Annotated in this window: 20 protein-coding genes and 1 tRNA gene; 12 read left to right on the forward strand and 9 right to left on the reverse strand. The window is 65.4% G+C overall.

Annotated elements, in window-relative coordinates:
- Positions 1–5 precede the first annotated feature (5 nt).
- The 4 genes from ubiB (at position 6) to dut (ending at position 4439) form a co-directional block, all read left to right on the forward strand.
- A complete protein-coding gene (gene ubiB / locus QOL62_RS10595; RefSeq protein WP_283406200.1) occupies positions 6–1571 on the forward strand; it encodes a 2-polyprenylphenol 6-hydroxylase in 1566 nt (521 codons plus the stop codon).
- Positions 1572–1938: 367 nt separating this feature from the next.
- A complete protein-coding gene (locus tag QOL62_RS10600; RefSeq protein ID WP_283406201.1) occupies positions 1939–2706 on the forward strand; it encodes a hypothetical protein in 768 nt (255 codons plus the stop codon).
- A gap of 37 nt (positions 2707–2743) precedes the next feature.
- Positions 2744–3985 (forward strand): bifunctional phosphopantothenoylcysteine decarboxylase/phosphopantothenate--cysteine ligase CoaBC, encoded by a 1242-nt coding sequence (gene coaBC / locus QOL62_RS10605; protein WP_283406202.1) that lies wholly within the window; start codon positions 2744–2746, stop codon positions 3983–3985.
- Positions 3969–4439, forward strand: coding sequence for a dUTP diphosphatase (dut, locus tag QOL62_RS10610; RefSeq protein WP_283406203.1), 471 nt, complete (start codon positions 3969–3971; stop codon positions 4437–4439). The genes coaBC and dut overlap by 17 nt, the downstream gene beginning before the upstream one ends.
- A 14-nt stretch (positions 4440–4453) precedes the next feature.
- On the opposite strand, the gene QOL62_RS10615 is transcribed toward dut, so the two are convergent.
- Positions 4454–4648, reverse strand: coding sequence for a hypothetical protein (locus tag QOL62_RS10615; protein ID WP_103728144.1), 195 nt, complete (start codon positions 4646–4648; stop codon positions 4454–4456).
- A 128-nt stretch (positions 4649–4776) separates the two neighbouring features.
- Positions 4777–5451 carry a DUF4136 domain-containing protein gene (locus tag QOL62_RS10620; protein WP_283406204.1) on the reverse strand — a complete coding sequence of 225 codons (675 nt, stop codon included), beginning with the start codon at positions 5449–5451 and terminating at the stop codon, positions 4777–4779.
- A gap of 215 nt (positions 5452–5666) precedes the next feature.
- On the opposite strand from QOL62_RS10620, the gene QOL62_RS10625 reads away from it, so the two are divergent.
- Positions 5667–6323: an MOSC domain-containing protein gene (locus tag QOL62_RS10625; protein WP_283406205.1), complete on the forward strand. Its 657-nt coding sequence runs from the start codon at positions 5667–5669 to the stop codon at positions 6321–6323.
- Positions 6324–6356: 33 nt separating this feature from the next.
- Here QOL62_RS10625 and trpS read toward each other — a convergent pair whose 3' ends face one another.
- The 4 genes from trpS to secB form a co-directional block, all read right to left on the reverse strand.
- The gene (gene trpS, locus QOL62_RS10630) at positions 6357–7376 is read right to left on the reverse strand and encodes a tryptophan--tRNA ligase (RefSeq protein WP_283406206.1); all 1020 of its coding nucleotides are present in this window, start codon (positions 7374–7376) and stop codon (positions 6357–6359) included.
- Positions 7377–7558: 182 nt separating this feature from the next.
- On the reverse strand, positions 7559–9139 hold the full coding sequence (gene murJ / locus QOL62_RS10635) for a murein biosynthesis integral membrane protein MurJ (RefSeq protein ID WP_283406207.1): 1581 nt from the start codon (positions 9137–9139) through the stop codon (positions 7559–7561).
- Complete coding sequence (locus tag QOL62_RS10640) at positions 9136–9306, reverse strand: hypothetical protein (RefSeq protein ID WP_283406208.1); 171 nt, start codon at positions 9304–9306, stop codon at positions 9136–9138. Before QOL62_RS10640 ends, murJ begins: the two co-directional genes overlap by 4 nt.
- 23 nt (positions 9307–9329) lie before the next feature.
- Complete coding sequence (secB, locus tag QOL62_RS10645; RefSeq protein ID WP_103728148.1) at positions 9330–9845, reverse strand: protein-export chaperone SecB; 516 nt, start codon at positions 9843–9845, stop codon at positions 9330–9332.
- A gap of 340 nt (positions 9846–10185) precedes the next feature.
- Between secB and QOL62_RS10650 the strand changes: the two genes are divergently transcribed.
- From QOL62_RS10650 to QOL62_RS10660, 3 genes are all read left to right on the forward strand, one after another.
- Positions 10186–10875, forward strand: a complete 690-nt coding sequence (locus tag QOL62_RS10650) for a Tim44/TimA family putative adaptor protein (protein WP_103728149.1) — start codon at positions 10186–10188, stop codon at positions 10873–10875.
- Between the two features lie 104 nt (positions 10876–10979).
- Positions 10980–12203, forward strand: a complete 1224-nt coding sequence (gene mltA, locus QOL62_RS10655; RefSeq protein WP_283406209.1) for a murein transglycosylase A — start codon at positions 10980–10982, stop codon at positions 12201–12203.
- On the forward strand, positions 12200–12805 hold the full coding sequence (locus QOL62_RS10660) for a Smr/MutS family protein (protein WP_283406210.1): 606 nt from the start codon (positions 12200–12202) through the stop codon (positions 12803–12805). The genes mltA and QOL62_RS10660 overlap by 4 nt, the downstream gene beginning before the upstream one ends.
- A gap of 50 nt (positions 12806–12855) precedes the next feature.
- On the opposite strand, the gene QOL62_RS10665 is transcribed toward QOL62_RS10660, so the two are convergent.
- Positions 12856–12929, reverse strand: a tRNA-Cys gene (locus QOL62_RS10665).
- Positions 12930–13122: 193 nt separating this feature from the next.
- Here QOL62_RS10665 and mobA point away from each other — a divergent pair.
- Complete coding sequence (gene mobA / locus QOL62_RS10670) at positions 13123–13653, forward strand: molybdenum cofactor guanylyltransferase (RefSeq protein ID WP_283406211.1); 531 nt, start codon at positions 13123–13125, stop codon at positions 13651–13653.
- 3 nt (positions 13654–13656) lie between these two features.
- On the opposite strand, the gene QOL62_RS10675 is transcribed toward mobA, so the two are convergent.
- Together QOL62_RS10675 and QOL62_RS10680 are read right to left on the reverse strand one after the other, a co-directional pair.
- Positions 13657–14202, reverse strand: a complete 546-nt coding sequence (locus QOL62_RS10675) for a winged helix-turn-helix domain-containing protein (RefSeq protein WP_283406212.1) — start codon at positions 14200–14202, stop codon at positions 13657–13659.
- A gap of 338 nt (positions 14203–14540) precedes the next feature.
- A complete protein-coding gene (locus QOL62_RS10680) occupies positions 14541–15740 on the reverse strand; it encodes an LL-diaminopimelate aminotransferase (RefSeq protein WP_283406213.1) in 1200 nt (399 codons plus the stop codon).
- 191 nt (positions 15741–15931) lie between these two features.
- On the opposite strand from QOL62_RS10680, the gene QOL62_RS10685 reads away from it, so the two are divergent.
- The 3 genes from QOL62_RS10685 to clpS all read left to right on the forward strand — a co-directional run bounded on the left by QOL62_RS10685 (position 15932) and on the right by clpS (position 19362).
- Positions 15932–17791 carry a PHA/PHB synthase family protein gene (locus QOL62_RS10685; RefSeq protein ID WP_283406214.1) on the forward strand — a complete coding sequence of 620 codons (1860 nt, stop codon included), beginning with the start codon at positions 15932–15934 and terminating at the stop codon, positions 17789–17791.
- Positions 17792–17970: 179 nt separating this feature from the next.
- The gene (locus tag QOL62_RS10690; protein WP_283406215.1) at positions 17971–18846 is read left to right on the forward strand and encodes a phasin family protein; all 876 of its coding nucleotides are present in this window, start codon (positions 17971–17973) and stop codon (positions 18844–18846) included.
- Positions 18847–18963: 117 nt separating this feature from the next.
- Positions 18964–19362, forward strand: a complete 399-nt coding sequence (gene clpS, locus QOL62_RS10695) for an ATP-dependent Clp protease adapter ClpS (protein ID WP_199183767.1) — start codon at positions 18964–18966, stop codon at positions 19360–19362.
- Positions 19363–19444 lie beyond the last annotated feature (82 nt).

The following is a 19444-nucleotide window of genomic DNA, read 5'->3' on the forward strand; positions in this document are numbered from 1 at the left end:
ACCCGGTGACAAGCACCGCAAAGCATATCTGGCGCCTCCTGAAGTGGGGCCGCGTCCTCGCGCGGCACGGCGCCCTGCGCGGAATCGAGAACGACCGTAACGCGCCTGCGCCCGTGAAGCGCCTGTGCCGCGTCGCCCGCCTTGGTGCCCGCCAGCCTGTAGACCCGGATTATGCAGGCGCCTTCCAGGACATAGGGCCTGCCGCGATCAAGCTCGGCCAGGCGCTGGCAACTCGTCCGGATCTGGTGGGAGAAGGGCCGGCGCGCAATCTGCTGGCGTTGCAGGACAGCTTGCCGCCGGTCGACTTCGCGCTGATCCGCAACCAGGTCGAAAGCACCTTCGGGCGTTCGCTCGAGACGCTGTTCACCACGATCGAGGAGGCGCCGGTCGGGGCCGCCTCGATCGCGCAGGTGCATCGTGCCGTCACACCGGACGGCCGAGCGGTTGCAGTGAAGGTCCTGCGCCCGGGCATTCGTGAGCAGTTCGCGCGCGACGTGGAGACGTACGAGTGGGCCGCCGCACATCTGGAGGCGCTTGGCGGCGAGGCGGCACGGTTGCGGCCGCGCGCGGTGATCGACAATCTCAAGCGCTGGACCTCGCGCGAATTCGATCTGCGACGCGAAGCCGCATCGGCGTCCGAGCTGGCCGCCGCGATGCGCGGGATCGACGATTACCGCGTGCCGGACATCGATTGGGATCGCACCAACGGCTCGGTGATGACGGTCGAGTGGATCGACGGCATCAAGATGAGCAACATCGCCGGGTTGGTCGAGGCCGGCTACGACCTGCCCGCGCTTGCCCGCCGGCTGGTGATTACATTCCTCACCCAGGCCATCTCCTGCGGATTTTTCCATGCCGACATGCACCAGGGCAACCTGTTTGTGCAGGGCGGGCCGGAGCATCCCACGATCGTCGCCATCGATTTCGGCATCATGGGCCGGATCAATCGGCAGGCGCGGTTGTGGCTCGCCGAGATTCTCTATGGTCTGACGACCGGCAATTACCGGCGCGTCGCTGAAATCCATTTCGAAGCTCAATACGTCCCCAGCTATCACACGGTCGAGGAGTTCGCGACCGCGCTGCGCGCCGTCGGAGAGCCGATGCGCGGCAAGCCGGTTTCGGAGCTTTCGGTCGGGCAGATGCTTGACGGGTTGTTCGCCATCACCCGTGACTTCGACATGGCCGTGCAGCCGCACCTGCTGCTGCTGCAGAAGACGATGGTCATGGTGGAGGGCCTCGCCACCGCGCTCGATCCCGACATCAACATGTGGGACGTTGCAAGCCCCTTCGTGCGCGACTGGATCCGTGACGAGCTCGGCCCCGAGGCCGTGATCGTCGACCGGGTGCGTGAGGATCTGGACACTCTGCTGCGCCTCCCGTCGCTGGTGCGGCGCATCGAGGAGCGTTTCCCCGCCAAGGGCGGAGCACCGGAACAGGCCCCCCTTCCCGAAATCGAAATCATCTGGGAGCGTCGTACACGCGAAAGTGACCGATGGGGCGGCTATGCTCTGGCGGCGACACTTGGAGGTGCTGCGGCTTGGGGACTGACGTATCTGACGATGCTGGGGTGATGATCGGCAAGGGCCGGCTCGAGCGGCTCTCGCCTTCGGCAGCCCGGCTGGCGCTGGCTGCGCTGCTTCTGGTGCTGCTGGCCTCTCTGATCGCGCCGACCATGAAGCCCGGCACCCGCTCACCCTGGGAAGGCGCGGTCGAGGGTCCGGTGGACCGCGCAGGCGCCTCCCTTTCCGACGCTACCAAGCCCTACGATGAAGACATCGCCCTCTACGAGGTGGCGACGGAACGCATCCGCAAGGGCGAACACTACTACGACTTCATCGTACCCGAGCAGCGAAGCCGCCATTACCCCGTGAATCCCGGCCTGGCGGTGCGCCTGCCGACCCTGGCCTACATCAACGCCGCGCTGGGCGAGGGGGGCAGATGGCGGCGGCGATCGCGCTCATGCTGGCGATCGTCGCCGCCTGGTGGCGACGGCTCGGCGAAGAGCCCGAGGACCGGGGGCGCGTGCAGCGCCTGGGCACGGCGCTCGTTTTCGTGGCCGCATCTTTGGGGCTCAACCGTCACTACTTTCCCTTGCATGAACTGTGGGCCGGTGGGCTCATCGCCCTCTCCTTTGCTTTGCATCGTCCCGAAGGGGGCGGCCGGGAAGGAGCGTGGAGAGGAGCATTCGTGGCGGCGGCGCTGGCGCTCGCCATACGCGAGCTGGCGCTGCCTTACGTGCTGCTGATGGCGGCGTTCGCCGTATGGCGGCGCAGCTGGTACGAAGCGGCTGCCTGGATCCTCCTGACGCTGGTGTTCCTCGCCGGCCTGGCCTGGCACCTGACGATCATCGCGCGGGAGGTCGTGCCCAGCGACGCGCACGGGCCGCCTTGGCTGGTGATGCGGGGCATGGCGGGCTGGCTGGTCAACGTGGTGCAATCCAGCAACCTGCGCTGGCTCCCGCCGTTTCTCGCCGGACCGGCGGTGGTACTGATGACGTTCGGATGGCTGGGGTGGCGCAGCCCTTCCGGTCTGGTCGGCTTTCTGCTTGGCGCCGGTTACGGGCTCGCCTTCATGATCGCGGGGCGGTGGGACAACTTCTACTGGGGCGCCATGATCGCGCCAACCCTGTTCGTCGGCCTCGTCTTCGCGCCGCGGGCCTTGCGGCAGCTGGCCCTGAGGGCGCGCATGAAGCCAGCGCCAAACTGATTGCGCCACACCGCACGCTGTTGCAAAAGCCGCAGCTATGAACGGACCTCGGATCCTGCTGATCGTGGGCGGCGGAATCGCCGCGTACAAGGCTTGCGAACTCGTGCGCACCATCCGTAAGGAAGGCGGCTCGGTCACCTGCGTGCTGACGGAGGGGGGGGCGAAGTTCGTCACACCCATGACGCTCGCGGCCCTCTCCGAAAATCCTGTCCACACCACGCTGTGGGATCTCAAGAACGAGGCGGAGATGGGGCATATCCAGCTCAGTCGGGAGGCCGACCTCGTTGTCGTCTGCCCCGCTACCGCCGACCTTCTCGCCCGGATGGCGGCAGGCATGGCCGACGATCTTGCGACCACGCTCCTGCTCGCCACCGACAAGCCTGTCATGGCGGTGCCGGCGATGAACGTGCGCATGTGGCAGCACGCGGCCACCATGCGCAACGTGCAGACGCTGCGGGATTCGGGCATGGATGTCATGGAACCGGACGAAGGCACGATGGCCTGCGGGGAATATGGTCCGGGCCGGCTGCCTGAACCGGTGGAGATCTGGCATCGCATGGCCCGCCACCTGGGCCACGGCGGGAGAGGGCTCACGCCGGTCCCGACGGCGCCCCGGGTCCCGGCAGGGAAGCCGCTGCCCCTCTCCGGCAGGCATGTCCTCATTACCGCCGGGCCTACCCACGAACCGATCGATCCGGTGCGCTACATCGCGAACCGTTCATCCGGCAAACAGGGCTTTGCCATCGCTGCTGCAGCGGCGGAGGCCGGCGCGCGGGTGACTCTGGTGTCCGGCCCCGTCAACCTGCCGACGCCCGCAGGGGTCGACCGGGTGGACGTGGAAAGCGCGCTGGAGATGGCGGCGGCCGTCGATGCCGCCTTGCCTGCCGATGCTGCGATCATGGTCGCGGCGGTGGCCGACTGGCGCGTTGCCCGATCAGCCGACCAGAAACTCAAGAAGACCGGGCAGGGCGTTCCGCCGCTCGAGCTGACGGAGAACCCGGACATCCTTGCAGGGCTTGCCAAGGGGCTGAGGCGACCGCGGCTCGTGGTTGGCTTCGCCGCTGAAACGCAGGACGTGATCCGCTACGCGCGCGACAAGCGCGTGCGCAAGGGGGCGGACTGGATCGTGGCCAACGATGTCAGTGGCGATGTGATGGGCGGGGACTCCAACACCATCCACATCGTGACGGGCGATGACGTGATCTCATTGCCAGAAATGCCCAAGGAGGACGTGGCACGCGTCCTCATCGAAAGGATCGCCGATGCATTCCCCCGTTGAAGTTCCCGTCCTCGTCAAGGTCTTGCCCCATGGCAAAGGCCTTGAACTGCCTGCCTACGCCACCGAAGGCGCCGCCGGTATGGATGTGGTCTCGGCGGAAGACGTCACCCTTCCCCCCGGCGGGCGTCATGCCGTTGCCACCGGCCTGTCCTTCGCGATCCCGCATGGTTACGAGGTGCAGGTGCGTCCGCGCTCCGGGCTCGCGCTGAAGCACGGCATCACCGTTCCCAATACGCCGGGCACGATCGATTCCGATTACCGCGGCGAGTTGAAGGTCATCCTGATCAACCATGGAGCGGAAGCTTTCGACATCCGTCGCGGCGACCGGGTTGCCCAACTCGTGCTCGCGCCCGTGACGCGGGCGTCGTGGGTGGAGGTCGACGAGCTTGACGCCACCATGCGCGGCGAAGGCGGCTTCGGCTCCACGGGGGGCGTGGCCGCGCTCGGCAACTGAGCCGGCGTGGCGGGTCAGGAATGCCTGTCGGCGTCCTGCGAACGGATCCGCATGCGGCGGTTCCTGCGCCAGCGCAGGCCGTACCAGCCCGCGCCGCCCAGGCCGCACAGCATCATCGCGCCCTTCGCCAGCGTTTCGAAAGCAGCGCTGAGAGCGCCGATCGTGACGCCCCAGAAAAGCTGCGAGAGGATGGCCATGAAATTGTGCATCGTCAGTCCACCGTGGCTGCCTGGAAGCGATCCGGCAACACAGAAAGGACGGGCCCGCACTGTTTCAGCGGACCCGCCCCTCGGTGTCTCCCACTCTTTGCAGGGGGGAGCCTGTCAGAATACAAGCGTCACTTATTCTCGGGCGCGACTGTAATGCGCACGGTCTCCCCGGAGTTCCCAGGGAAGTTCGTGAACATCGCCTCGATGAGATTGGGAACGAGATACTGCAGGCGATTGGATGTGGACACGGCTTCTGCCTTGCCCTCGAACAGCCGCTGGCCGTCGACCGCGCGATCGATCTTCAGGCCGATGCCGCTGGTGTAGATCGTGTAGGACTGGATGCTGTTGTCGAAGAACGGGTCATACCAGCCGTAGCGCCAGGGGCCACCCCAGCTGCCACCCCAGCCACCCCAGCTGCGTCCGTAGAAGCCGCCGTAACCCCACGGGCCCCACGGTCCGGCCGGGCCGATGTTGGTGCTACGCACCCGCTCGCGACCGTTGTCAACGCCGTAGTCGAAGCGGACGATGAGCGTCGCCTGGGCAGGATCGTCGACGGCGGTGTAGCCGAGCTTCACCATGCGATCGCGCACCAGCGAAGCGTACTGGTTGAACTCCAGTCCACCCGACAGCTTGGGATCGTCGGCGACGACTGCGAAGCTCTGGCCGGTCGGCGCCGGAAGCTGCGTCGTGAAACGGGAAACGTCGGCCTTGAAGGGCGTTGCGCAAGCGGCAAGCGCCACCAGCAGCAGCGCGGCGGCGGCCATCCTCAGCCTGCCGAGCTGCGATCCGGAATGATACGTCATCATTTTTGCTCCACCAAGGCGAAGAGCGCTGACGCCCCACTCTGGCGCGGCCTTCGTTTTTGAAACCATCTTTTCGTCTATCAACAGCCCTGAACAGCGGTTGAACAGACGCAAGCGCGCGACGGACCGTTCTGCCGCGTCCTCGTGAACATCCACCGCCCGGGCGGGCAACACGGGTTGATCGCCTGCAGGTCATGTAGGTAGGAAGCTGCCCGATGACGAGTCCGTTCCCAATTTTATCCGTGCTTTGCGGAAAGGTTGCCCCGTTTCGCGGCGACGGGCAGCCCAGCGCGATAGCCAAGTCTCCCGCCGTCGGGCACGTCGCGGTGGGCCGGCTTGGGCTGGAAGGCGACGAGCAGGCCGATAGCGCCGTTCACGGCGGACCGGACAAGGCGATTCATCACTACCCGCACGATCATTACGGCTTTTGGGCCGAGACGATCGGACAGCATCCGCTGCTGGCAAACTTTGGGGCCTTCGGAGAGAATATCGCCACGCGCGGCCTCACCGAAGGGGAAGTCTGCATCGGCGATCGCTGGCGGCTCGGCACCGCACTGGTGGAGGTGAGCCAGGGTCGCCAGCCCTGCTGGAAGCTCGACCATCGCTTTGATGGCGCGCGGGTGAATGCGGGCGTCGTGCGATCGCGCCGCGCTGGCTGGTACTATCGCGTTCTGGAAGAGGGCTCTGTCGGAGCAGGCGACCATCTCGTGCTCGTCGAGCGGCCGTACCCGGAATGGAGCGTGCTGCGCGTGTTCGGGCTGCTGATCGCCGGGGAGCACAGGCATGACCGGCCCGGGCTCGAGGCGCTTGGCTCCGTTGCCGCCCTGGCCGAGCCGTGGATGCGGCGCCGGGAGAAATTGCTCGCCGGCTGACGCGGGTGCCGGCCGCACCCGCGCCGCCTGTGATCAGCCGCGAACGAGGCCCAGCGCCTCGTAGGTCTTGTCAAGCGTCGGCACCGCCAGCGCGCGCGCCTTTTCGGCACCCTTGCGCAGGATCGCATCGAGCCCGGCCTTGTCTTCCCGCAGTTGCAGGAAGCGAGCGTTGATGGGCGCAAGCGTCTCAACCAGCAATTCGCCCAGTGCCGGCTTGAACTTGCCGAAGCCTTCGCCCCCAAACTCCGCCAGCACCGCGTCGACGGTGGTGCCGGCCATGACCGCGTAGATCGCGACGAGGTTCCGGGCCTCGGCGCGTCCTTCCAGGCCGGCGGCCTCAGCTGGCAGCGGCTCGGGATCGGTCTTGGCCTTCTTGACCTTCTGCATGATGGTGTCGGCGCTGTCCGTCATGTTGATGCGGCTCATGTCGGAGGGGTCGGACTTGCTCATCTTCGAGGAGCCGTCGCGCAGGGACATGATGCGGGCCGCTTCGGGCGGAATGAACGCATCGGGCAGCGTGAACAGCGGCGCTTCCTCGGGGCAGAAGTCGTTGTTGAACTTCTGCGCGATGTCGCGGGCAAGCTCCAGGTGCTGCTTCTGATCCTCGCCCACCGGGACGTGCGTGGCCTGGTAAAGGAGGACGTCGGCAGCCTGAAGCACGGGGTAGGTAAAGAGGGCAACGCTGGCGCCTTCGCGGTTCTTGCCGGCCTTGTCCTTCCACTGGGTCATGCGGTTCAGCCAGCCCATGCGCGCGGTGCCGTTCAGCAGCCACTGCAGCTCGGCATGCTGCGGAACCTGCGCCTGGTTGAACAGGATCGAACGATCCGGGTCGATGCCGCAGGCGACCAGCGCCGCCACCATCTCGCGGGTGTTGGCCGCGAGCTCCGCGGGCGTGTGCGGCATCGAGATCGCGTGAAGATCGGCAAGGAAGTAGAGGCACTGCCCGCCGCTTGCGGTGACCTCGTCCTGCATCTTCACCCAGTTGCGGATCGCGCCCAGGTAGTTGCCGAGGTGCAGGTTGCCGGTGGGCTGGATGCCGGAGACGATACGCATGGTCGCGTCCTTAGTCAGTTGTCAGGGGTTTTGAGAAAGGCGCCGTGGGGCGCGATGCAAAGGTGCGTTCAGCGGGTCACGGGCGCGCGCCATCGCCAGGCCTGGCGGGCGATGCGCGTGTTCAGGGGCGAACGAGTCTGCATGGCGTGGGCTCATAGCACAGTCGATCGCGGATGGAAGCCTTAGGCTGAAGGGCCGCTCGAGCGCCGCCGACGCAGCAGCGCAAGGTCCGCGCGGGTGAATGCTCCGGATACGAACGTGGCCGCCGCATAGACGAGGCCACCTGCCGAGACGAGCGCGGTCAATGCCAGCCCTCGCACCAGCCAGGTGCCGCTCACGTAGGGCAGTATCAGACCCTGTCCGAACCAAAGAGCGAGCCCCATGGCGACAGCGGCCAGCGCGAGCCGGGGCGCTCTTCGCTTGAGGCGCGCGTCCATGCGGAAGTGCCCTCGCTTGACCAGCGTGCCGTAGAGCATCGCCACATTGAGCGTGGAGGCGAGCGCCGTTGCCAGCGGCGGGCCCATGTGCTGCAGCGGCACGATGAGGATGAGGTTGCCCACAAGGTTCGCCCCCATGGAAATCATGGCATAGCGCACTGGCGTTTTCGTGTCCTGCCGGGCGTAGTAGCCGGGTGTCAGCACTTTGACGAGGATGTAGCTGGGCAGGCCGATCGAAAACGCCGCGAGCGCCTCTGCCGTGCGCGCCACGTCGTTGGCGTCGAACTTGCCGTAGCCGAACAGCGCGGCCGCGATCGGCTCGCCGCAGACGATGAGAGCGACAGCTGCCGGAAGCGTCAGCAGGAGCGCCAGCTCGAGCCCGCGGTTCTGGGTATCCATCGCGGCCGCTTCCTCGCCGCCGCCGAGCTGGCGCGAGATCGTGGGCAGCAGGACGGTGCCCAGACCGATGCCGATGAGGCCAAGCGGCAGCTGGTTCAGCCGGTCCGCCATGTAGATGTACGTGACGGAGCCATGCGCCAGGAGCGACGCGGCCAGAGCGGTCGAGATGACGAGGTTGATCTGCACGGCACCCGCGCCGGCGGCGGCGGGCAGGATGAGCTTGAGCAACCGCTTAACGTCGGCGTTCCAAACCGGCATGCGCAGCCGCATCGAAACACCGTTCGTACGGCAGGCGGCGATGAGCCAGGCGAGCTGCAGGGCGCCGGAAACGGAAACGCCGATGGCCTGGTTGCGCGCCGTCATCAGCGGATCGTCCGAGTGGAAGCCCAGCAGCGCGACGATCAGCGTCAGGTTCAGCAGGATCGGCGCGGCGGCATTCACCCAGAACTTGTTGAGCGAATTGAGGATGCCGCCCAGCAAGGACACCAGGCTGATGAGGGCCAGGTATGGGATGGTGAAGCGGCTGAGCGTCACCGCGTAGGCGAACTGCTCGGTGGAAACGCCGTTGAAGCTGCCGGAAAGCAGCAGGGTCAACGGCCAGGCGAAGATCTCCAGCAGGACCGTCATGATGATGAGGACAGGCAGGAGAACCGAAAGGGCCTGCTCGGCGAAGGTGATCCCGGCGGGGAGGCCAGGACCGTCCGGGTCGGCCACCTTCTTGTTGAACATCGGAATGAAGGCCGATGCGAAGGCACCTTCCGCGAACAGCGCGCGGAACATGTTGGGCAGCCGGAAGGCGATCAGGAACGCGTCGGACGCGAAGCCCGCGCCGACGAAGCGGGCGAACAGGCTGTCGCGCACGAGACCGAGGATACGGCTGGCGAGCGTCAGCCCACCGACACTGGCAAGCGCCTTTGCGAGGTTCATGTCACGCCTTTCTGGCTGCCGGCACCCGGCGTCCCGCGCTTCGCTCCGGCGATGAGCCGGTCGCTGGCGTCACGTGGGGCCGCGTCAGGTCGGGCGGCGAGGGGCGCGAGCACACGGACCCGCCACCCCGCCTCACCAAGGGGAGAAGCCTCGATGCGTTTGCGCATGAGGCTTGCGGCCCGGTCGTGGATCAGGCGTGGCCGGCAGGCTCGCCGATGCCGGCTTCGGCCTGCTGCGCCTGCGCCTGAAGCTGCTGCAGGTAGAGGCCGTTGAAGTCGATGGGCTCGAGCATCAGCGGCGCGAAGCCTGCATCGCGCACCGCGTCCGAGATCACGCGGCGAGCATAGGGGAAGAGGATGCGGGGGGCTTCGGCGAACAGGAACGCATGGGCCTGCCCCTCTTCGAGGTTGCGCATGCCAACGAGCCCGCAGTAGCTCAGTTCCACGGCCCAGGCGGTGCCGGCGCCAGTCGTGGACGAGCACATGATCTTGAGCTCGACTTCGTGGACCTCGCCTTCGATCGCGCGCGCGCCGATGTTGAACTGGACGTCGATCTGCGGCTGTTCCTGCCAGGAGAAGCTCTCCGGAGAGTTGGGACTCTCGACCGAAAGGTCCTTCACGTACTGCGAGATGATGCCTGCAGCAGGCGCGGCATCTTCGCCGTTGTCAAGGTTGAGGTCGGAAATGACGTTGCCTTCGTCGGCCATCTGGTCTGTGTCCCGCAATGGAAATTTGAAAGAGGTCAGGGGGCGCGCCTAAAGCATTTTGAGCCTGCGTGGAACACCCGAGCTTCCGGAAAATGCAGAGGCCTTCGTCTCGATAAGGAGTAGCGGATTCGAAGAGCCCCTCCGCCCGGCGAAAAAATGCCCCGGACGAACGGGTCATTCGTTGTTCATTTGTAAAGCGTACCTATCTCAGGCTATGTTCGGGCGCTGAGGCCGGTCGAAGCGCGAGAGTCTTCAGGACTTCCTGCCATCGAAGCCGGTCCGCCGTTCCGATGATCGGGAACGATCGCCGGATGGTGCTTAGAAGGATGGATTTAGGGACGTGACACCGGAAATAGTGATCCTGGCCATGATTGCAGCCTTCCTGGGCTTGCGGCTCTACTCGGTGCTTGGCCGCAGGGCCGAGCATGAGGAGGAGCCGATCCAGGGGCGCTTCGATGGCCGTCCGGGTCAGAAGCCGGGTGCTCCGCGGGTGGCAGCGCAGCCGCGCCCGGATCAGCGGAGCGATGACCGCGCCCGTGGCGAGCAGCCCCGGCAGCGCACCATTCCGCTTGCTCCTCCGGCTGTGGAGCGGGGGCTTGCGGAAATTGCGCAGGCTGACCGGCGCTTCGATCCCGCAACTTTCGTGGAGGGCGCGCGCGGCGCCTATCGCATGATCCTCGAAGCCTTCTGGAAGGGCGACAAGGCAGAACTGCGCCATCTTTGCGACAATGACGTTTATGCCAGCTTCGCCAGCGCGGTGGACGCGCGCCTTGAAGCGGGGGAGATGCTGGATAACCGGTTGATCCGCATCGAAGAAGTCGCCTTCGTCGCGGCTGGCGTGGAGAACGGTCACGCCCGCATCACGCTGCGCTTCCGCTCCGATATCGCTGCGGTGACTCGCAACGCAGAAGGTTTGGTCGTGGCCGGATCGCTCGACGACGCCATCGAGGCGATCGACGTGTGGACCTTCGGTCGCTCCGTCAACTCGGCTGATCCGGATTGGCTGCTGGAAGAAACCGACGAAGGTTGATCCGCTTGCGCGACACCTGCTAACCGAACGATCCTTGTTCGCCCCGCGCCCCTGGCGCGGGGCTTCTGCTTTCTGAAGGGGTGATCGTGCGGGAAGGATCCGGGGTGAGGCGGCTCGTTGGCCGAGGGCTTCAGGCATTTTCCGCCGGCCTCCTGTCTGCCGCTCTGGCCGCCTGCGGGGGCATTGTCCCCTCCACGGGAGGGCCTCGGCCGCCGCAGCCTTCGGTGGAACAGCCGCAGCTTCCGCCCCCGCCGCAAAACGCCCTGCTTGCGGGAGTCCGGCGCGGGCCGCCTGTCACCTCGCTGCAGATGGCCCCGAGCGATGCCGCCGGCGCGCTCTCGTCCTTTCGCGAAAGCTGTCCCCGCCTCATCCGTCGTGCCGATGTCAGCGCGCTGACGAAGCCGGACGACTGGCGGCAGGCGTGCACTGCGGCGGCCAATTGGGGTGCCGGCTCTCCGGCGGCCTTCTTCGTCACATTCTTCGAGACGGCGCAAGTGAGTGACGGAGTGGCGTTTACCACCGGATACTACGAGCCCGAAATCGCCGGATCGCGCACGCGACTGGCGGGCCACGATGTGCCCGTCTACGCGCTGCCGCGCGACCTTGTCCGAGCGCGCCCGGGGGATGCGCCGCCCCTTACGGACGGACGCATGCCTCTGGGGCGCTATGCTCCGGACGGCACCTTCACCGCTTACTACGATCGGGCGCAGATCAACGCCGGGGCGCTCGCGGGCAAGGGGTTGGAGATTGCCTGGGTGGCGGATCCGGTGGAATTCTTTTTCCTGCAGGTGCAGGGTTCGGGCCGCCTTGTCGCTCCCGACGGGACGGTGACACGGATCGGCTACGCCGGTCAGAACGGGCTGCCTTACATCGGCATCGGCGGGGTAATGCGTGACCGGGGCCTCGTGGGATCGGGGCCGGGCCACTATCCCGCCTCCATGCAGGGCATCATGCGCTACCTGCGGGAGCATCCGGCCGAAGGGCGTGCGTTGATGGACCTCAATCGCTCCTGGGTGTTCTTCCGCGTACTGACCGGCGACGGTCCGCTGGGCGCCCTGAACGTGCCGGTGCGAGCCGGCAATTCGGTGGCGGCCGACCCCCGCTTCGTGCCTCTCGGGGCGCCCGTATGGCTTGACCTCGACAGGCGCGAGGCGAGCGGCCTGTGGATCGCGCAGGACACTGGCGGCGCCATCAAAGGCGCCAACCGCTTCGACACCTTCTGGGGTGCAGGTGATCAGGCGAGGGTCACCGCCGGCGGCATGAGCGGGCGGGGAAGCGCACTCGTGCTGCTGCCCAAGGGCGTCCTCAGCCGGCTCGGTGCGCGATGACAAGCCGGGGAACGCGGCAGGGGCGGCGCCTGACACCGCAGGAGCAGGCCGTGTGGGCGCAGGTCGTCCGGACCGTGAAGCCGCTCCCCTCCGAGGCCCGGCGCACAAGGACGGAGGCCCAAGGAGGCGAAGCGCACGGGGCGCCGACATCCGGCGATGTGATGCCGCCGGCTCCGCCTGCCAAAGTCAAGGGCCGAGTGCCGCCGCCGCTACCTCCCAAGCCCGTACCGCCGAAGCCGCTGGGGGCGACAGGTCCGGTGAACCTCGATGGCTCATGGGAAAAGCGCATCTCCAAAGGCACGCTGGTCCCCGATTTCAGTCTCGATCTTCATGGAGCCAGTCTTGACCAGGCGTACCTGCGCCTGATGCACGGTCTGGTCCAGGCAAAGGCGATGGGCGCGCGCGTCGTGCTGCTCGTGACCGGAAAAGCACGGCCTGTCGATGCCGCCGATCGCGGCTCTGCGCGAGGGGCGATCCGTGCCAAAGTGGCCGATTGGCTGGCGGCGAGCGAACATGCATCGGACATCGTCGCCATCCGCGCCGCGCACCGCAGACACGGCGGGCCGGGTGCGCTTTACCTGGTGCTCAGGAAGCGCCGCTGACGCCGGCGCGGGAAGCTCTGGAAAACCGTCGCTCTCAAGAACGGGAAAGATGGAGGCCCGAGCCGGAATCGAACCGGCGTGCAAGGATTTGCAGTCCTCTGCGTCACCACTCCGCCATCGGGCCATCCGTGTGGAGGAATGCGCGCCTAGCAACCGATCACGGGGAGCGCAATGGCATTTTGGCTAATCCGCCGTATTTTTGTTGAGCGTGCGCGTGAGGCCGCGCGGAACCGGTGGCGCCAGCGTTGGCTTCTTGTCACGTCCCCGGCTGCATCTGAAGCGGCAGTTTTGTTCTGTCTGTCCGAAAGGTCTTCGCAATGATTCTTGGAGCGGTTCTGGCTGGCGGGCAATCAACCCGCTTCGGCAGTGACAAGGCTCTGGCCGAGATCGGCGGCCGCACGCTGCTCTCGCTCGCGGTGGACATGCTCTCCGGGTGGTGCGAACTTGTGGTGGTGACCGGCCGCGAAACGGCCCCGGCGCGCACGGTTCCGGACTGGCCGCGCGCTGGCATGGGGCCGCTCGGGGGCCTGGCCGCCGCAATGCGGCTGGCGGCGGACGAAGGCTATGAGGCCGTGCTGAGTTGCAGCGTCGATGCCGCCCTGCTTCCCGAGGATTTGCCGGTTCTGCTCGGGAAGGCCCCGGCCTGTCTGTCGGCACAGCCGGTTGTCGGGCTCTGGCCGACCGCAGCCCTTCCGCAACTGGAGGCCCTGCTTTCGAGCCCCGTAGTTCATTCGCTGAAGCGGTTCGCCACGACGATCGGGGCGAGGCAGGTGGAGACCGCCTCGCCCGTAGCCAACATCAATACGCCCGCCGATCTCGCCGCTCTGTTGCCCAACGAGGAGCGCTGAGCGTCAAAGCATGGCCTGTGCAGGAGCGATGCGGGGAGGCTGAACGGAAGTGAACGCAATGTCTGGCGCGGGAGGAACGTCGTCGGCCCGCATCAGGCAGTAGCCACCGTTGGGTGAAGTTGCGATTATGCCCGACAGGCCCACGAAGCCGAGCTTGCGGCGCAGGCGGGACATGTGGACAGCGATGCTGTTCGTCTCCGGCACGAACCCCATGCGCCAGACATCGTGGATGAGGTCCTGCTTGCTCACGGTTTCGCCTGGCGCGTCGGCAAGGCGCCAGATCAGGGCGAACTCGCGCGGGTTCAGGTTGAGCGATTTGCCATGACCATACGCTTCGCGCGCGACGAGATCGAGCTCAAGATCACCGAGGCGCCGGTGCCGAAGGACCCACCCGGTCAGTTCCGCCAGGCGTCCTGCACGCGCCGCGAATTCTCCGCCCTCGATCGCCTCAGCCACGGCCTCTCCGAAGCCGACGCGAAGGAGTTCCGCACCCTCATGCGCCGTGGAAGGGGTGATGACGAGGATGAACCGGCGGTCCTCTTCGCGCACCGCCAGAAGGCGCTCCCACGCGGTGTCTTCGAGAGGACCGGCGGGAAGGATGCCGATGCAGCCGCCCGACGCTTCTCCTCTGACGTCGAGCGTCCATCCGCATGAGGTGAGATCAAATTAGGCCGGGATCCGTCCCGAGCCAAGCCATACAAAGCTATGAGGCGTTTCCCGCCTCATGAAAGTGTCCGTCATCTGCCCCCCAGATTTCTTGACATGACAAAAAACTAGGTGGGCAGATGACGTATTTTTACACTTTGTAACAACACCTATATTTTTACAGCCTTACTCCGGCGGTAACCATAAATCCGCAGAACTCCTGAACTTTCAGTTGGGATTTTTCAGGATGAAGGAATGTTAACGCCCATGGAAGTGAGATAGCGCTTCACGTTGCGGGCCGCCTGCCGGAGACGCTGTTCGTTCTCTACCATAGCGATTCTGACGAAACCCTCGCCGTCCTCACCGTATCCGACGCCGGGCGCGACCGCGACTTCGGCGTGCGTGAGCAACTGCTTGGAGAATTCGAGGCTGCCCATCTCCCGCAGGGCGGGGGGCAGCGGGGCCCAGGCGAACATCGAGGCCTTGGGCGGGGGAATGTCCCACCCTGCGCGACCGAACGCTTCCACCATGACGTCGCGGCGCTTCTGGTAGAGGTTGCGGTTCCGCTCGACGATGTCCTGGGGGCCGTTGAGTGCCGCGCAGGCTGCGGCCTGAATGGGCGTGAAAGCGCCATAGTCGAGATAAGACTTCACCCGGGTGAGTGCGGCAATCAGCTTCTGATTGCCCACCGCAAAACCGATGCGCCAGCCCGCCATCGAGTAGGTCTTGCTCATCGAGGTGAATTCCACGGCCACGTCCTTCGCGCCGGGCACTTCCAGAATCGAGCGCGTGGGGTTGCCGTCGTAGTACAGCTCCGAATAGGCGAGATCCGAAAGGATCCAGACCTTGTTTTCCTTCGCCCAGGCCACGAGCCGCTCGTAGAAGGCGAGGTCGACGGTCTCCGCAGTCGGGTTGGACGGGTAGTTGACGATCAGGATCGACGGGCGCGGCACTGTGAAGGCCATCGCGCGGTCGAGAGAGCGCCAGTAATGCTCGTCGGGCGTGGTCGGCACGGAACGAATCGTCGCGCCGGCGATGATGAAGCCGAAGGTGTGGATCGGATAGCTGGGGTTGGGGGCCAGCACCACGTCGCCCGGTGCGGTGATCGCGGTTGCGAGGCTGGCGAGGCCCTCCTTGGAGCCCATAGTCACCACGACTTCGTTTTCCGGGTCGAGTTCCACGTTGAAGCGGTTGGCGTAATAGTTCGCCTGTGCGCGCCGCAGGCCCGGGATGCCTTTCGACTGCGAATAGCCATGCGCGCTCGGCTTCTGGGCGACTTCGCACAGCTTGTCGAGCACGTGCTGGGGCGGCGGCAGATCCGGATTGCCCATGCCAAGGTCGATGATGTCCTTACCCGCCTGACGCGCCGCGTGCCTCATCGCGTTTACTTCGGCGATGACATAGGGCGGCAGTCGCTTGATGCGGTAGAACTCGTCTTCCATGACCTCTGATATCCAGTAGCGTTGGCGGCAGGAGCGCCGCCCCGCCCCTGTAGGGGATTACGCCGTTCGCGCAAATGGGGTCTGGCGAAAGATAATTGCCCGATTTCATGCTGACGGATGCGCAAGAAGGGTCGACAGGGGCGTTCCCGCTCGCCAAAATCAGAAGCTATTCCCAGGAGAGCGAAGTGCCCATGTCCAGCGACGCCGATCTTTTCAGCGACGTGATGAAGGCGCAGATGCAGGGGCTGGCGACGCTCGTCGGGCCGCTGGTGCCGGCGGAAGGGTCTGCGGGGGCAGAGATGTCGGCTCGGTGGACCGAGATCGCAGGGCGAATCCAGTCGCTCTGGACCGATTACCAGATCGAGCAGATCGGCAAGCTTGCCACGCAGCGCCCTCCGGCTTTCGCTGACCCCGTGGCGTGGATCGGCACGGCGGAGGCGCTGATGCGCCAGTTGCCGCTGACCGATCCGGAAATCCAGAACAGGCTCTGGAACGAAGGGGTGGCGCTTGCCAATGCCGTCTTCGGACAATACGGCCTCGGTCCCCGCAGTGCGGAGAAGCAGGACGAGCCGGCGCTGCCGCGAGAGGACCGCCGCTTCACCGATCCCGAATGGCGCCGTCAGCCGTTCTTTGCCGTCCTGCACCAGCTTTACCTCCTGCTGAGCGAGCAGGTCACGGGGCTGGCCGAAGGGGTCGAAGGGCTGGATGAACAGCGCAAGGCGCAACTGGTCTTCTCCACCCGGGCGATGATGGATGCGCTCAGTCCCGCCAATTTCCCGCTCACGAATCCCGTTGCGCTGGCCAAGGCGGTGGAAACCGGCGGCGAAAGCCTGGTGCGCGGCTTCGAGAACTTTCTGGCGGACCTGCGGCGCGGGCAGCTGACGCATACCCGATCGGATGCCTTCGTTCTTGGCGAAAACATCGCCGCGACGCCGGGCAGGGTGGTTTTCGAGACGCCCTTGTACCAGCTGATTCAGTATACGCCGACGACGGAAAAGGTGCTGAAGACGCCGCTCCTGATCTTCCCGCCCTGGATCAACCGCTTCTACATCCTCGATCTCAACGCAAAGAAGAGCTTCGTGCGCTGGGCGGTCGACCAGGGGGTCACCGTCTTCATGGTCTCCTGGAAGTCCGCAGACGCGACGATGGCAAACCTTGTGTGGGACGATTACATCGCCGCGCAGATAGAAGCGGTGGACACCGTGCGGGAGCGGCTGAAAGTCCCGTCCGTGCATACCATCGGCTACTGCGTGGCGGGAACCACGCTGGCTGCTACGCTCGCCATCCTTGCGCGGAACGGCGAAGGCGAGAAGATTGCAAGCGCGACCTTCTTCACCGCGCAGATCGACTTCGAGGAAGCCGGCGATCTCAAGCATTTCATCGACGACAAACAGATCGAGGCTCTCGGGCATCTGTCGCCGGAAGGCTATCTCGATGGCCGTTATCTCGCGGCGACCTTCAATCTTCTGCGAGGCAATGACCTCATCTGGAGCTATGTCGAAAAGAACTATCTGAAGGGGGAGGACTACCCCGCCTTCGACCTGCTCCACTGGAACGGAGACGTGACCAACCTGCCTGCGCGCTGGCATCGGGACTACCTGCGTGATCTCTATCGCGACAACAGGCTGGCCGTGCCGGATGCGCTTGAAGCGTGCGGCACTCCGATCGATCTCCACCGCATCGCCACGCCGGTGTATATCCAGGCAGGGCGGGAGGACCACATCGCACCGCCCTGCAGCGTCTGGAAGCTGACGCGCTACGTCGCGGGACCATGGACCTTCGTCCTGGCGGGCTCCGGTCACATCGCCGGTGTGGTGAACCCGCCGTCCGCTGGCAAGTACCAGTATTGGACGAACGACCGTGCGCCCGGTTCGCTTGAGGAATTCGTGCAGGGCGCAATCGAACATCCCGGCAGCTGGTGGCCGCACTGGATGGATTGGCTGCGCGAACGGGACACGGTGCAGGTTCCGGCCACCGGAAAGCGGCGTCCGGGTGGGCGTGGAGACAAGGTCCTCGAGCCAGCGCCCGGTCGGTACGTAGCGCTGCGGTGATCCGCTCCGGCCTCGTGCGGAAGCGCTATCGCGCCGCCTTGTGCAGTGCAGCAATCGGCAATTGACTTCGCGCCTGCAAAAATCTATTTTGCGATGCAACAAGGCGGTTCACGAATCGTTTTGACTGGCATGGGTGCGCTACGCAGCACCTGACGTTTTCAACGAGGCTGGATCATCCAATGGCCGACAATGAAGACCCGAAGAACGCTCGCTCTCCCGTACCGGCCAAGATGCGCGAACTTCGTGCCGCACCCAAGGCTCCGGTACGCCCCCCGAGGGCGGCTGCGCAGTCGGGGGAGACTCTGCCCGGCCTGCCGGTCGGCAAGGTCCAGTCAGATGAGTCACAGGCCAGCAAGGTCGTGAAACCGGCTGGTCCTTCGGGTGACGTCATGCCGGATCTGGAGCAGGTAGCGGCTGCGGTGGCCTCCGTGCCTCTGGCGGCAAGCGTGCTCCAGGTCGCGTCCGGAGAGGCTCTTTCGAAGGACGAAAAGGAGGAGGCCGTGGAAGCTGCTCCGCCCGCCGCCCTCGCCGGGGACAAGCCGACCATGCCTGCGGCCGCTCCGAACCCGCCAGTCCGAAAGGGACTGTTTTCGAATTTCATGCTCGAGGAAACGACAATGGACATGAGCGCAAACTTCAGCGGCTTCCAGGAAGCCATCACCGAAGCGCAGGCGAAGGCCAAGGCTGCTTTCGACAAGAGCACGAGCGTGCTTGGCGAAGTCAGCGACTTTGCCAAGGGCAATGTCGAAGCCGCTGTCGAATCAGGCAAGATCTTCGCGGAAGGCGTTCAGGACCTCGGTACGGAGTTCGTGAGCGAGAGCCGTGCCGCCTTCGAGGTGATGACGGGCGACATCAAGGAGCTTGCCGCTGTTAAGTCCCCCACGGACTTCTTCAAACTGCAGAGCGATCTCGTCCGCAAGAACTTCGACACGGCCGTGGCCTACAGTTCGAAGAACAGCGAGGCCATGCTCAAGCTGTTCAGCGACGCTTTCGCCCCCCTTTCCGGCCGCATGAGCATCGCGGTTGAAAAGGCGCGGTCCGCGTCGGCCTTCTGATTTTCCGGATGAACACCCCGGCCGGTGAGCACCTCACCGGCCGGGGTGTACCATCCAACGAGAATATGAACCGACGCATCTTGTTATCAGGTGCGTCGGTACGATATTCTGGGCACCATGATTCCCCCGATCGCTGATTCCGACACGACCCCACTCCTGCACGCGCTCATTCGCGCGGCAGAGGCGAGCGACGGCGATTCCGATCAGGGCACGGGCGACGATCATCAGATCGGCATTGCGACCAAGACCCGTGCCAAACCCAAGAAGCCGAGCCAGTTCAAGGTGCTCATGCTGAATGACGACTACACCCCGATGGAGTTCGTCGTCCTCGTGCTGAAGCGCTTCTTCCACATGGATCTGGAGCAGGCGACGCGGGTCATGCTGCACGTTCACCAGAAGGGCGTCGGCGTATGCGGCATCTTCCCTTACGAGATCGCCGAAACGAAGGTGAACCAGGTGATGGACTTCGCACGGCAGAACCAGCACCCCCTTCAATGCACCCTCGAAAAGGCCTGAAAGCCCTCTGCGCGTGAGCCGATCGGCCGCCGCGATTTTTCCCCAAGGCTGAAACCTTCCCACTTCCTTCACGTTGAACCGC

Source organism: Novosphingobium panipatense (genome assembly GCF_900182875.1).
Classification (GTDB): domain Bacteria; phylum Pseudomonadota; class Alphaproteobacteria; order Sphingomonadales; family Sphingomonadaceae; genus Novosphingobium; species Novosphingobium panipatense.